This window comes from Streptomyces sp. NPDC026417 (assembly GCF_055567695.1).
Map to the genome: position 1 here is coordinate 236,997 of NZ_JBVHPY010000009.1, position 12,924 is coordinate 249,920.

Here is a 12,924-nt window from a genome sequence, read left to right on the forward strand (position 1 = left end):
CGGAACAGGGGTTTGGGTGGGGGTAGCTCAAAACAAACCCCAGGACGGCATGGGGGGTACCGGGCGGCCCCCCCCCCCGGGCGGGGGCGGGCCCCCCCTCCCCCCCCCCCCCCCGTCCAGTTCGAACCAGACCGCCTTGCCCACGCCGTGCACCCGTACGCCCCACGCGTCGGCCAGGGACTGCACCAGGACGAGGCCTCTGCCGTGCGTACCGTCGTCGGCGTTCGGTACCCGCAGCCGTGGTCTGCGTGCCACGAAGTCCCTCACCTCCACACGGAGGCCGTGCGGTGAGACGGTGGCCGTCAGCACCGCGTCGTGGTCGGTGTGGATCAGGGCGTTGGTCACGAGCTCGCTGGTCAGCAGCTCGGCCGTCTCCGTGCGCCCCGGTCTCCCCCAGTGCCGTAACAGCTCTCTCAGTGCCCTGCGGGCCTCTGGCACCGCCCTGAGATCCCCCCGTGCGAGCCGGCGCCTGAGCTGCGTCGCTCCCGGCTCGCCCGGACCGTCTTCGACCTCTTCCTCCGCTGTCTTCGCCGCGGGTGCCCCCAGTGCCACGGGACCACCCACACGTGCCTGCCTCTTCATGACCCCCGCCCGCACGCCGATGTCGGTTTCCCTCCTGCTCGAACACGTTCACGGGGATCCATGCCCTCCCCCGGAAGGCGACAGTCATGCTGAATCGTCAATCACCTGCCGTAGGGCGCCGGGTTGCCGCGGCGTGAGCGGGGAAGCGCCGCCGCGAGCCCGGGCCGTGCGGGCCCCCGAGCCCCCCGCGCCGGACGCCTCGCCGCCGAGCACGCGTCAACTGGAGTGCTTGCAGAGGCAGTTCGGCGGCCCGCCCCACGGGCATCCGGACGCCCCGCCCGTACGGGCAGGGGCGGTCCGGGGCATGCGGCGGTGGACGCGGCGGCCGGTCCGGGCGGTCCCGGCGCACCCTCGGCCCCGCAGTCCAGGTCGGCGTACCGACCGTACGGGATCACCCCAACTGCCCACTCCTGTCTGCTGCTTCGGCCGTACTCCGCATGGAGGGACGGTCCGTGCCGCTCGACACCCGAGCGGCGGACCACGGCGGGGCGACCCCGGGCCGGGAGGGCTCAGGGGCGCGGGACGTTGCGGAGGTTGGAGCGGGCCATCTGCACCATGCGGCCCACTCCCCCGTCGAGAACCATCTTCGAGGCGGACAGGGCGAAGCCGGTGACCATCTCCGCGCTGATCTTCGGAGGGATGGAGAGGGCGTTGGGGTCGGTGACGATGTCGACGAGCGCGGGCCCCTTGTGCCGGAAGGCGTCCTTGAGTGCACCGGCGAGCTGCTTGGGCTTCTCCACCCGGACCCCGTAGGCCCCGCAGGCCCGGGCGACGGCGGCGAAGTCGGGGTTCCGGTTCGCCGTGCCGTACGAGGGCAGCCCGGCGACCAGCATCTCCAACTCCACCATGCCGAGCGAGGAGTTGTTGAAGAGGACGACCTTCACCGGCAGGTCGTACTGGACCAGGGTGAGGAAGTCGCCCATCAGCATGGTGAAGCCGCCGTCGCCGGACATCGAGACGACCTGGCGGTGCCGGTCGGTGAACTGCGCGCCGATCGCCATCGGCAGGGCGTTCGCCATCGAGCCGTGCGAGAAGGAGCCGATGACACGGCGGCGGCCGTTGGGCGAGATGTACCGCGCCGCCCACACGTTGCACATGCCGGTGTCGACGGTGAAGACCGCGTCGTCGTCGGCGAGTTCGTCGAGGACCGAGGCGACGTACTCGGGATGGATCGGGACGTGTTTGTCGACCTTCCTGGTGTACGCCTTGACGACTCCTTCGAGCGCGTCGGCGTGCTTCTTCAGCATCTTGTCCAGGAAGCGGCGGTTCTTCTTGGCCTTCACCCGGGGCGTCAGACACCGCAGGGTCTCGCGCACGTCGCCCCACACCGCGAGATCGAGCCGGGAGCGGCGGCCCAGGTGCTCGGGACGCACGTCGACCTGGGCGATCTGCACGTCGTCGGGCAGGAAGGCGTTGTACGGGAAGTCGGTGCCGAGCAGGATGAGGAGATCGCACTCGTGGGTGGCCTCGTAGGCGGCGCCGTAGCCGAGCAGTCCGCTCATCCCCACGTCGAAGGGGTTGTCGTACTGGATCCACTCCTTGCCCCGCAGGGCGTGTCCCACCGGCGACTTGATCTTCTCGGCGAACTCCATCACCTCGGCATGCGCGCCCGCCGTGCCGCTGCCGCAGAACAGGGTGACCTTGTCGGCCGCGTCGATCATCGCGACGAGCTTGTCGATCTCGGCGTCGCCGGGCCGGACGCTCGGCCGCGAGGTGACGAGGGCGGTCTCGGCGGCCTTCTCCGGGGCGGGCTGGTCGGCGATGTCGCCCGGCAGCGTCACCACGCTCACACCACTGCGCCCGACGGCGTTCTGGATCGCCGTGTGCAGCAGACGCGGCATCTGCTTCGGGCTGGAGATCATCTCGCTGTAGTGGCTGCACTCGCGGAAGAGCTGCTCCGGATGGGTCTCCTGGAAGTACCCGAGCCCGATCTCGCTGGAGGGGATGTGCGAGGCGAGAGCGAGGACGGGGGCCATGGACCGGTGCGCATCGTAGAGACCGTTGATGAGGTGCAGGTTGCCCGGACCGCAGGAACCCGCGCAGGCCGCGAGGTTCCCGGTGATCTGGGCCTCCGCACCCGCGGCGAACGCGGCGGTCTCCTCGTGCCGGACGTGGATCCAGTCGATGGCCGCGTTGCGCCGGACGGCGTCCACCACGGGGTTGAGGCTGTCGCCGACGACCCCGTACAGCCGCTTCACGCCCGCGCGGACCAGGATGTCGACGAACTGCTCGGCGACGTTCTGCTTGGCCATGACTTCACGTGCCCTTCGGTCTCCGAGAGATCCCTTCGGGTTCCATGAATTCACAGGCCGGGGTGTTACGCCTCCCAAACGGCGGCGGCCGTCCGGTCGTCCGCGTACCCCTTGACCCTGACCTGGCTGTCCGCGAAGAACGCCGCGAGGCCCGGCGGTTCGCTCGGGGACCAGCGCCTCGTCAGGTGCTCGGCGAGCTCGGGTTCACCGCGCAAGGGGTCCGCCAGACCCGCCGTACACAGCAGCAGCGTGTCACCCGGCCGGGCGACGGAGGCGCGGAACCGGAACGGGGCGCGCGGCGGCGGGGGCGCCGGCTCGTACGGGCTCGGCGGCGTCGTGATGCCGAGGTCCATGGTGAGCCGGTCGCCGTCCGGGGTCTCGTGGGGCAGCGAGCCGAACCCGACGACGGCCTCACCCGCGGTCTCGGCGACACGCGGCTCGATGTCCTGCCACTCGCCGTCCCGCAGCCGGAACAGTCCGCCGGTGCCCACGCCGAAGAAGACGCGCGTACGGCAGTCGGGATCCGCGGGCAGCAGCAGGCACCTGAGGCCCGCGGTGTACTCCTCCGGTGCGACGCCCTGCTCGGCCGCGCCGGCCCGCAGCTTGCCGAGGCTGCGGTCGGTGAGCCGGTGCAGTCCCGACTTCAGGTCGCCGCGCCGGCCGGCCCGGATGTCCTCGGCCAGCCGGAGGTGGCTGCGGCCGACCGCCCCGGCGATCCACCGGCACGCCTCCGCCGCCGCCCGGTGCGCGCCGGGTGCGGTCCGCGCGCCGGTCGCCATCGCCACCAGGACGAGCGCCTGCTCCCCCGCCCCGAAGCGGGCGGTGAGCAGCGCGTCCCGGCGCGGCTCGCCCCGGTACCGCGCGGAGTCCCCGCGCACCGAGACTGCCCGCAGCGTGCACGCGCCGTACTGCGCCCCGTCCAGCACCGTGTCGGCGACGAGGTCGGCCAGCTCGTCCGGATCGGCGGGCGGCAGCGCGGTGGGTTCCGCGTCGTAGGTGGGCGGCCCCGACCCCACGAACCCGACGGAGACGGGCGCCTCTTCGGAGCCGGGAGACTCCGGACCGGGCACGTCGCCCCGCTCCGGCACCGGCGCCCGCACGAAACCGGCGGGAAGCGGCCCTTCACCGGGCCCCGCGACACCGGCGGGCGGGGGCGCGCCGGGCGGCGAGGTCTCGGGGGGCGCCCCTCCGGCAGGCCGCGGCGCCGACGCCGGCACGTCCACGGGCGGAGGCGCGACGGACGGCCGCGGGGGCACGCCGGGCGGCGAGTCCGCGGGACCCGGGCCGTCGTCGGGCCGGGAGGCGACGGAGTCCGGACCTGCGGCGGACGGGGGTCCCACGGGTGGGCGCGGGGGCGCGCCGGGCGGCGAGGTCTCGGGGGGCGCCCCTCCGGCAGGCCGCGGCGCCGACGCCGGCACGTCCACGGGCGGAGGCGCGACGGACGGCCGCGGGGGCACGCCGGGCCGGGAGGCAGCGGCGGGAGCCGACGCGTCGGCAGGCGGCTGGTCCGAAGGAAGCACCCCTTCGGCGGGCCATGGATCGGCGGGGACCGGGGGTACCTCCCCGGAGGTACCCCCGGACCGCGAGCCCGGAGCAGGCGGGCCGTCCGCGGGAGGCGGCACGTCGGCGGACGGCCACGGGGCTCCGGCGGAGGGCGCCCCCGCGGGAAGCCGGCTGTCACCGTGTCCCCGGCCGACCGGGGACACCCCTTCCGCGGGCCACGCATCGGCGGGAGGTGCGGGTACGTCCCCGGGTGCGCGCGGGGCCTCCACCGGCACCGGGCCACCGGGCGGAGCCCCTTCCGCCGGCCACGCGCCGGCGGAGGGCGGAGGTGCGTCCCCCGGCACCCGCGGCGCCCCCGCGGGCGGCGAACCGTCCGGCGGCACCGGGCCACCGGGCTCAGGAGCCCCGGCCGGCCACGCACCGGCGGAGGGCGGAGGTGCGTCCGCCGGTGCGCGCGGGGCCTCCACCGGCGGCGGAACAGCAGGCGGCGGGCCGCCGTCCGGGAGTGGGGCGGCGGAAGACGGCCGGGCCTGGACGGGATCGGGCGGAGGCGGCGGGTCCCACGGGGCGGTCCGGTCGGCCGGTCCCCGGCGCCACCACGGTTCGGGCGTCTGTGCGGCCGCGTCGTCCGCGTCCGGCGCGGCACCGCGAGCCCCGTCCGAACCGCGGGACTCCCCGCCCGGCGGACCACCACGTGCCCCGGGCGTCCCGGACGGCCGTCCGGAACCGCCGGTCCGCTGCTCCGGCACCCCGGCCGTCTCCCCCGGCCGGGGCGGTACCTCGTCCGAGGGCGTGTCCGGCACGCGGCCGCGCCCCACCGTGCCGGCCGCCGACGCGAACCGGTCGTCGAGGGAGTCGGCCGCCGCCGCGGGCCCCGTGTCTCCCGCGGAGTCGTCGTACAGCTGCCTCCACCAGTCGTCCTCGTGACCGGTGGGCCTCTCCCCCTGCTGGCTCATGCCCCCAATTGTCCACCGAGGGGGCCGTAAGAAAACGGTGCATCCGGAAAAACCGGCTGCCGGAGATCGATCGGGCGGCGTGTCGGAGGCCGCACGGACGTCGGCTCGAACACCCTTGCGCGAAACCGCCGGGCGGTCCCACCCCCCACGGGAGAACCGCCCGGCGGCGCCGGGGTGACCGGGGCCCACCGCACGCGGGCCGGGTCACGATCAGGACGCCGGGCCGCCGCGCACAGCGGTCGTCCCGGCCCTGGGTGTCACCTGGTTCCCTGAGGTTCCGCTCTGATGCGCGGTCACGTTCGACGGGAACCGCCACCTCCCGCGTCCGCGCAGGCCAGGCAGGCCAGGCAGGCCCAAGCCGGGCATTCCGGGCGGTGGTTGGTACCCCAGTGGCGTCACCTTGTCAGAGAGGCGGGTGGTGCGGCGATGATGTGGGAAGGCGGGTTTGCGCCGTGGCCGTTTTCCGCCACGGCCGGGCCGTCACGGATCCTTGGGGAGGGACGTCTCCGCATGCTGGGAGCGATAGGTCTGGACGAGACGCACGAGTCGGCGTACCGGGCACTGGTGTCCGTGGGCGCCGCCGACGTGCCCGATCTCGCACGCCGGCTCACGCTCGGCGAGTACGACACCGAGCGCGCCCTGCGCCGTCTGGAGCGGCACGGCCTGGCGGCCCAGTCGACGGCCCGGCCCGGCCGGTGGGTCGCGGCGCCGCCCGGGGTGGCGCTGGGCGCGCTGCTCACCCAGCAGCGGCACGAGCTGGAGAAGGCCGAACTGGCGGCGGCGCTGCTGGCCGAGGAGTACCGGGCGCAGGCGGCCGAACCGGCCGTGCACGACCTGGTGGAGGTGGTGATCGGCGCGGCGGCGGTCGCGCAGCGGTTCCTCCAACTCCAGCTCGGCGCGAGCGAGGAGGTGTGCGCGCTGGTCACGGGGAACCCGGTGGTCGTCTCCGGGACGGACAACGACGCCGAAGCGCAGGCCGCCGACCGGGGCGTCGCCTACCGCGTGGTGGTCGAGCGGGCCGTCCTGGACCTGCCCAGCGGGATCACGGAGCTGACCGCCGCGCTGGGCCGGGACGAGCAGGTGCGGGTCGTGGACACCGTGCCGACCAAGCTGGTGATCGCCGACCGGACGCTCGCGATGGTGCCGCTGACCTCGCACACCGCGGAACCCGCCGCGCTGGTCGTGCACGCGAGCGGGCTGCTCGAACTACTGTCGGGCCTGTTCGAGTCGGTGTGGCGCGAGGCGCTGCCCCTGCGGCTCGGCGGCCGGGGCGTCACCGAGCAGGCCCCGGACGGGCCGGACGCCACCGACCTGGAGATCCTGTCGCTGCTGCTCGCCGGCCTGACCGACGCGAGCGTGGCCAAGCAGCTCGATCTGGGACTGCGGACCGTGCAGCGGCGGGTGAAGCGGCTGATGGAGCTGACGGGGGTGACGACCCGGCTGCAGCTGGGCTGGCACGCGTACGAGAGGGCCTGGGTGGCCCGGGACCGACAGGACTGACCTGCGGCTTCGCCGGTTCTCCTGCACCCTGGACAGATGGGAGTGTGGGAGCTCCTGCTGGTCGGCGTGGTCATCCTGCTCGGCCTGGTCGGAGTACTGGTGCCCGGCGTGCCGGGGTCGTGGCTCGTCTGGGCCGCGGTCCTGTGGTGGGCACTGGAGGACCCGCGCAAGCTCACCTGGAGCGTGCTCGTCGGCGCGACGGCGGTGCTGCTGCTGTCCCTGGCGGTCCGGTGGGCGCTCCCCCCGCGCCGGTTGCGCGAGAGCGGGGCCACTCCCCGGATGGCGGTGTACGCCGGATCCGGCGCGCTGCTCGGCTTCCTCGTGCTGCCGGTGCTCGGCGCGGTTCCCGGCTTCATGGGCGGGATCTATCTCTCCGAGCGGCTGCGTCTCGGGCGGCACGGGGAGGCCGTGGCCGCCCTGCGGACGGCGATGCGGGCGGGCGGCTGGAACGTGCTGACGGAGTTGTTCGCCTGCCTGTTGATCATGGGAGCCTGGGTGTCGGCGGTCCTCTGGGGCTGACCGGACGCCTCACGGGGTGAGGAGGGAGGCCGGGTCGACCGTGTCGGCCAGGGCCCGCATCCCGGCGTCGTTGAAGTGCAGATGGTCCCCGGGGTCGTACGCCGGACGGATGCGGTACGGCCGGCCGGGGTCGCGGACGGCCGCGTCGAAGTCGACGACGGCGTCGAAGAGGCCTCCGGCGCGGATGACCGCGTTGACCGCCTGCCGCGCCGCTTCCCGGGCCTTCGTGTGAGCGGCGTGCCCGCCGTACGGGGTGAGGGTGCCCCCGATGACGCGGATGCCCCGGGCGTGCGCGCGGCCGACGATCCGCCGGTACGCGTCCTCGAAGGCGCCGGGGTCCAGCTGCTCCGGCGTGCCCTTGATGTCGTTGATGCCCTCCATCACGATCAGCGCGCGCACGCCGGTACGGGAGAGGACGTCGGCGTCGAGCCGGGACACCGCGTCGGGTCCGACGCCCGCGCGCAGGACGCGGTTGCCCGAGATCCCGGCGTTGAGCACGCCGAGTCGGCGGGCGGGCGGCAGGCCGCGCAGCCGCTCGGCGAGCCGGTCGGGCCAGCGGTGGTCGGCGCCGAACGTGGACCCCGTCCCGTCGGTGATCGAGTCGCCGAGGGCCACCACACTGCCCACGGCGGGCGCGTCGAGCACATCGACGCCCGTCACGTGGTACCAGTTGCCGACGGTGGCGGTGTACGCGCGCCCGCTCTCGTCGCGGGTGTGATCGCCGCTGCGGGCGAGGTAGTTGGGCCGGAGTGCGGAGCGGTGGTACGTCGCCGGGCCCGCGCCGGCCGGCGTGTGCACCGAGATCAGCAGGTCGGCGCCGGCCCGGACCCGCAGCGGTACCGGGTCGCTGACCAGGTCCCGGCCCATCGGGACGAGGACGGAACCGGCCCCCTCGAAGGTGGCCGAGTGCAGCGAGCCCTTGACGGCGTCCGGGCTGTCCGAGGCGCCGGGCTTCTGCAGGGCGACGGTGAGCGAGCCGATCGGGAGGGGCGCGCCGCCGAACCGGTTGGAGACACGGACCCGCACGGCCCTGCCGCCGACACTGATGTGCACGACGTTGCGCACCGAGGCACCGGGCAGTCCGGGCACGGTCGCGGAGGGGGCGGCCTCCCAGGTACCGGTCCACTCCCGCTCCGCGGGGCGCAGGATTCCCGCCGTCAGGGCATCCGTGACGGCGGGGGTGGGAGGCAGCGGGTCGGCCACGGCGGCGCGGCGCGCGCGTGCGCCCGAGGCATCGGGAGCCGCGGGGCGGACGGCGGGGGCCGCGTCCGGGCCGAGCGCTCCGACGAGGAGCGCGTCGCGGACCCGCGCGTCCCGCCCGTCGACCCCGCCGCCCGCGGCGGCGGGCCCGGGAGCACGACGGGGCACGGTCTGCCGACCCGTGGCATCGCGGGCGGAAGCCCCGTGAGCGGAAGCCCCGTGAGCGGAAGCTCCGTGAGCGGGAGCGCCGTGGGCGGAAGCCCCGTGAGCGGACGCCCCGTGAGCGGGAGCGCCGTGGCGGGGGACGGCTGCGGCCCGGGCGGGGCCGGCGGCGGCTCCGGCGGTCGGCGGGGCGAGCGCCGCGGCCGTCACCAGGACGGCAAGGACGTGCCGGACCTTGATCGCTCGGGTCATGGGGCCATGGCTTCCCGGCCCCCGCCGCGCCCCAACACCCCGTCACACCCTTGGCCGCACGCCGTCTCCCGTTCCACCCCGGAGCACGGGACAGCGCGGAACCCCGCCCCCGCCCCACGGGGCCCCGGACCGGCGCGCACACGCGGCAGCCCCCGAACGCCGGGCGCGAATCAATCCCGAACGCCGACGGACACGACGGCGGAACTGCGGTGCTCGCCTCGGCTTGAGGGAGTCTCCGGCCCCCGGCGGACTCCCCGGGGCCGGGAGGGACGCGGGCCGGGTGGCCGGGGGCCTGGGTGTCCCGAGGCCGCAGGAGCCCGGAGGCACCGGGGAACGGCGGCGACCCGGGCCCCTGCCGTTCCGCCCGCGGAGGGGCCGGCCGCCGGTCCCGCGGGGTCAGGCGGTCAGGGCCGCGAGCTCCGCGTCGGCGCGCTCGGTGACGAGGGCCAGGACACGACCGGCGGCGGCCAGATCCCCGGTGGGGATGCCGCCCCAGATGCGGGCGGAGACGGGGGCGGTCTCCGCACCGACCGCTGCGATCAGTTCGCGTCCCGCGTCCGTCGCACGGAGCTGCGCGCCGTCCGCGACGAGAAGCCCCTTGGCCAGCAACTCGTCGAGCGTGACGCGGATGCCCCTGGGATCGGCCTTGAGCGAGCCGCGGACCTGGGCGATCAGGTCGTCCGTAGTCGGCGGGGTGTCCGCGGTGGCGGCGGCCCGCAGGGCGATCTGCTGCTGGAAGGTGAGGCCGTGCCGGGCCAGCACGTGCTCCAGGACGCCGCGCGCGGCGTAGTGGGCCAGCCCCAGGGCGCGGGCGTCGGCGAGCGGTCCGGCGGTGGTGGATGCGGTGGTCGTCATGGTGGTGTCCCCTGTGTGCTCTCGTCGTTCGGTACGGATGGCGCGAGAGGTGCGTGGAGCAGGGCCGTCAGCTCGTCGGTGAACGCTTGCGTCCGGGCGGCGCCGAGGCCGCCGAGCGGTTCCAGCAACTGCTCCAGCAGTTCCTGGACCACCACGACCGCCTGCCGAGTGACCGCCTCGCCCTGCTCGGTGAGGGCGAGTTGCACGGCACGCGGGTCACGGGGATCGCGGGTGCGCTCGATGAGCCCGGCCGACTCCAGGGCACGCGCCAGCTTCGAGACGTACAACGCCTCCAGGCCGGTGTGGTCGGCGAGCCGGCGCTGGCTGGGCCGCTCACCGGCGCGCTGCATGCCGTACAGCGAGGCGACGAGCGAGTACTGCGCGTGGGTCAGGCCCAGCGGAGCCACCGCGCGATCGACCGCGACCCGCCATTTGTTGGCGAGCCGCCACACCAGAAAGCCGGGCGTGGGACCCGGTGAACCCTTGCTCATGACGAATACCGTACATGGCTACTACGTCCATGGCTACTATTTTTGGACCTAGGACCGAAAGCCGATGCGCGTCCCACGCGGGAGTGCTTGGCTGCGGCCATGACCGAATTCAGCGAGCCCGAGCGTGCCTACCTCACGTCGCAACGGCTGGGACGGCTCGCCACCGTCGACGCCCACGGACAGCCGCAGGCGAACCCGGTCGGCTTCTTCCCGCAGGACGACGGGACGATCCTGATCGGCGGGTATGCGATGGGGACGACCAAGAAGTGGCGCAACCTCCAGAAGAACCCGAAGGTGGCCCTCGTCGTCGACGACGTCGTCAGTCTCACCCCGTGGAAGGTGCGGGGCGTGGACGTCCGGGGAGAGGCCGAACTCCTCACCGGTCCGCACGAGTTGGGCCCGCACTTCAGCGAGGAGCTGATCCGCATCCATCCCCGGCGGATCCACAGCTGGGGGCTGGAGGACTAGGGGGTGCCGTTCGGATCACTCCCGGGCGGACCCCCTGTGTCCGTGCCCCTCCAGGGCGAGCAGCCGCTGCTTGCGGTCGAGGCCTCCCGCGTAGCCGGTCAGTGAACCGTCCGCGCCGATCACCCGGTGGCAGGGGCGGACGATGAGCAGGGGGTTGGCCCCGATCGCACCGCCGATGGCACGGACGGCGGCACGCGGGGCGCCGATCCGCGCGGCGATGGCGCCGTACGTGGTCGTCTCCCCGTAGGGCACGGAGTCGACCGCGGCCCACACCCGTTCCCGGAACTCGGTGCCGCCGCCCCTGAACTCCAGGGTGAAACGGTCGAGTTCACCGGCGAAGTAGGCGGCCAGCTGCTCCTCGGCGGCCCGGAAGAGCCCGGGGGTGTGCCGCCATTCCGGTAGGCGGGTGCGACCGCCCTTCTGGCCCGGTACGGAAAGGGACGTCAGGACGCCGGAGTCGTCGGCCGTGAGGAGCAGCGGACCGACCGGGCTGTCCAGCGTCGTGCAGTGTGTCGTGCTCTTCGGGGACATGATCAGTGGGTTTCCCGTTCCTCGTCTGCGTCTGCGTGCGTGTCGGTGCCGGCGTCCGTGTCTCCGGCTGCCGGTCGGTCCGTGGCCGCGTCCGGGGCGGCTTCGAGGTGCCGGAGGGCGTAGGCGCGCCAGGGGCGCCAGGCGTCCGGGATGTTCTCGTCCGGGGGTGCGGCGTCCGGGTCGCCGAGGGCGCGGGTGCGGATGACGGCGACGGTGCGCGGGTCCATGCCGGGCAGGGCCAGCAGCGCCTGCTCCGCGTCGTCGCGGTCGGCGCCCGCGTCGAGCCGGAGGGCGCCGTCGGCGAGGGCGGCGGTCAGTGCGCCGAGCGTGCCCTCCGGTTCGGCCTGCGCGAGGACGCCCGGCTCCGGAAAGAGATGGGTGAGCGTTTCGCAGGGGGCGTCCAGCGCCTTGCCGTACCGGAGTACCAGCCGTTCGGCCTCCGTCCGGCCGACGAGCGCGCGCACGGCCAGCTCGTCCGGGTCGGCGGTGCCGGGTGAGCGCAGGCCCGGGCGGGCCGCGACCAGCGGCGCCAGCAGCGGATCGGCTCCGAGCCGCTCGTCGACCGCGTACGGATCGGCGTCCAGGTCGAACAGCAGGCGCAGCCGTTGCACGGCGGTGGTGAGGTCGCGCGGGTCGGTGAGGTGCAGCCGGGCGTCGAGCCAGCCGCCGGCGTGGGCGGGCGCCGGCCGTCCCGGGCGTTCGCCGACCGCGACGATGCCGGTGCCGTACGGGAGCCGGAGGGTGCGCCGGTAGGTGCGGCGTCCGCGGGGGCCGGCGACCTCCTCGATGCCGGCGACCGCCTCGCGGGCCAGGACGTCGAAGACGGCGGCGGACTGGTACGGGCCCCGGTGGGCGAGCCGCAGGGGGATCCCCGCGGAGGGCGTCTGCGCGCGGCGGGCGGCGGAGCCGCGCCGGGCCGCGGCGGCGCGCAGCTCGCTGGGCGTGGACGCGTACACCGCCCGGATCGTGTCGTTGAACTGCCGCACGCTGGCGAACCCGGCGGCGAAGGCGATCTCCGTGACCGGCAGCCCCGTCGTCTGCAGCAGTATCCGTGCGGTGTGGGCGCGCTGGGCGCGGGCCAGCGCGACGGGGCCCGCGCCGAGTTCGGCGGTGAGCTGCCGCTGCACCTGGCGGGCGCTGTATCCGAGGCGTACGGCGAGTCCCGCGACGCCCTCCCGGTCGACGACTCCGTCGCCGATCATGCGCATGGCACGGCCCACGACGTCGGCGCGTACGTTCCACTCGGCCGAACCGGGGACGGCGTCGGGACGGCAGCGGCGGCAGGCCCGGAAGCCGGAGCCCTGGGCCGCGGCCGCGGTCGCGTAGTACCGCACGTTCCGCCGCTTCGGCGTCACCGCCGGGCAGCTCGGGCGGCAGTAGATCCCGGTCGTCGCGACGGCGAAGAAGAACTCCCCGTCGAAACGGGCGTCGCGGCTGCGCACCGCCTCGTACCTGGTCTCTTCATCGATCACGCCATCCAGTCTCCGCCACCGCGGGGCACGGCGCTGGCGGAAATCGGACACGGCATCGGAGAAGGGGGCGGGGGCGGGAGGGGGGGGGGGGAACCACACCCCTTCGGTCCCCAGTCTCCCATCCACCCTTCCGGGGGACCCGGCGGGGGCTGGGGGCCCACCCCCCCTATATCGTGGGGAC

At 74.8% G+C, this 12,924-nt stretch carries 10 protein-coding genes and 1 pseudogene; 3 read left to right on the top strand and 8 right to left on the bottom strand.

Annotated elements, in window-relative coordinates:
* Nucleotides 1–108: 108 nt before the first annotated feature.
* From ACZ4NT_RS17120 to ACZ4NT_RS17130, 3 genes and pseudogenes are all read right to left on the bottom strand, one after another.
* A pseudogene (locus ACZ4NT_RS17120) lies at nt 109–582 on the bottom strand (ATP-binding protein); the annotation flags it as partial.
* 509 nt (nt 583–1,091) lie between these two features.
* A complete protein-coding gene (locus tag ACZ4NT_RS17125; protein ID WP_121406767.1) occupies nt 1,092–2,834 on the bottom strand; it encodes a pyruvate dehydrogenase in 1,743 nt (580 codons plus the stop codon).
* A gap of 65 nt (nt 2,835–2,899) precedes the next feature.
* Complete coding sequence (locus ACZ4NT_RS17130) at nt 2,900–4,456, bottom strand: protein phosphatase 2C domain-containing protein (RefSeq protein ID WP_467726128.1); 1,557 nt, start codon at nt 4,454–4,456, stop codon at nt 2,900–2,902.
* A 1,347-nt stretch (nt 4,457–5,803) separates the two neighbouring features.
* Here ACZ4NT_RS17130 and ACZ4NT_RS17135 point away from each other — a divergent pair.
* Together ACZ4NT_RS17135 and ACZ4NT_RS17140 are read left to right on the top strand one after the other, a co-directional pair.
* Complete coding sequence (locus ACZ4NT_RS17135; RefSeq protein ID WP_121406764.1) at nt 5,804–6,793, top strand: helix-turn-helix transcriptional regulator; 990 nt, start codon at nt 5,804–5,806, stop codon at nt 6,791–6,793.
* Nucleotides 6,794–6,829: 36 nt separating this feature from the next.
* Nucleotides 6,830–7,312 carry a DUF456 domain-containing protein gene (locus ACZ4NT_RS17140; RefSeq protein WP_467726072.1) on the top strand — a complete coding sequence of 161 codons (483 nt, stop codon included), beginning with the start codon at nt 6,830–6,832 and terminating at the stop codon, nt 7,310–7,312.
* 9 nt (nt 7,313–7,321) lie between these two features.
* Here the strand turns inward: ACZ4NT_RS17140 and ACZ4NT_RS17145 are convergent, their stop codons facing one another.
* The 3 genes from ACZ4NT_RS17145 to ACZ4NT_RS17155 all read right to left on the bottom strand — a co-directional run bounded on the left by ACZ4NT_RS17145 (nt 7,322) and on the right by ACZ4NT_RS17155 (nt 10,272).
* Nucleotides 7,322–8,473: an SGNH/GDSL hydrolase family protein gene (locus ACZ4NT_RS17145; protein ID WP_467726130.1), complete on the bottom strand. Its 1,152-nt coding sequence runs from the start codon at nt 8,471–8,473 to the stop codon at nt 7,322–7,324.
* 849 nt (nt 8,474–9,322) lie between these two features.
* The gene (locus ACZ4NT_RS17150) at nt 9,323–9,781 is read right to left on the bottom strand and encodes a MarR family transcriptional regulator (protein WP_121406760.1); all 459 of its coding nucleotides are present in this window, start codon (nt 9,779–9,781) and stop codon (nt 9,323–9,325) included.
* Nucleotides 9,778–10,272 carry a MarR family transcriptional regulator gene (locus ACZ4NT_RS17155; RefSeq protein ID WP_121406758.1) on the bottom strand — a complete coding sequence of 165 codons (495 nt, stop codon included), beginning with the start codon at nt 10,270–10,272 and terminating at the stop codon, nt 9,778–9,780. The genes ACZ4NT_RS17150 and ACZ4NT_RS17155 overlap by 4 nt, the downstream gene beginning before the upstream one ends.
* Before the next feature lie 99 nt (nt 10,273–10,371).
* Between ACZ4NT_RS17155 and ACZ4NT_RS17160 the strand changes: the two genes are divergently transcribed.
* The gene (locus tag ACZ4NT_RS17160) at nt 10,372–10,740 is read left to right on the top strand and encodes a PPOX class F420-dependent oxidoreductase (protein WP_467726075.1); all 369 of its coding nucleotides are present in this window, start codon (nt 10,372–10,374) and stop codon (nt 10,738–10,740) included.
* 15 nt (nt 10,741–10,755) lie between these two features.
* Here the strand turns inward: ACZ4NT_RS17160 and ACZ4NT_RS17165 are convergent, their stop codons facing one another.
* A complete protein-coding gene (locus ACZ4NT_RS17165; protein ID WP_467726077.1) occupies nt 10,756–11,271 on the bottom strand; it encodes a methylated-DNA--[protein]-cysteine S-methyltransferase in 516 nt (171 codons plus the stop codon).
* A 2-nt stretch (nt 11,272–11,273) separates the two neighbouring features.
* Nucleotides 11,274–12,740 carry a DNA-3-methyladenine glycosylase 2 family protein gene (locus ACZ4NT_RS17170; RefSeq protein WP_467726132.1) on the bottom strand — a complete coding sequence of 489 codons (1,467 nt, stop codon included), beginning with the start codon at nt 12,738–12,740 and terminating at the stop codon, nt 11,274–11,276.
* Between the last annotated feature and the right edge of the window lie 184 nt (nt 12,741–12,924).

Excerpts from the sequence above, each read along its gene's own strand:
- ACZ4NT_RS17155 (WP_121406758.1), bottom strand. The coding sequence starts at position 10,272 with ATGAGCAAGGGTTCACCGGGTCCCACGCCCGGCTTTCTGGTGTGGCGG.
- ACZ4NT_RS17140 (WP_467726072.1), top strand. The coding sequence starts at position 6,830 with ATGGGAGTGTGGGAGCTCCTGCTGGTCGGCGTGGTCATCCTGCTCGGC.
- ACZ4NT_RS17165 (WP_467726077.1), bottom strand. The coding sequence starts at position 11,271 with ATGTCCCCGAAGAGCACGACACACTGCACGACGCTGGACAGCCCGGTC.
- ACZ4NT_RS17125 (WP_121406767.1), bottom strand. The coding sequence starts at position 2,834 with ATGGCCAAGCAGAACGTCGCCGAGCAGTTCGTCGACATCCTGGTCCGC.
- ACZ4NT_RS17150 (WP_121406760.1), bottom strand. The coding sequence starts at position 9,781 with ATGACGACCACCGCATCCACCACCGCCGGACCGCTCGCCGACGCCCGC.
- ACZ4NT_RS17135 (WP_121406764.1), top strand. The coding sequence starts at position 5,804 with ATGCTGGGAGCGATAGGTCTGGACGAGACGCACGAGTCGGCGTACCGG.
- ACZ4NT_RS17160 (WP_467726075.1), top strand. The coding sequence starts at position 10,372 with ATGACCGAATTCAGCGAGCCCGAGCGTGCCTACCTCACGTCGCAACGG.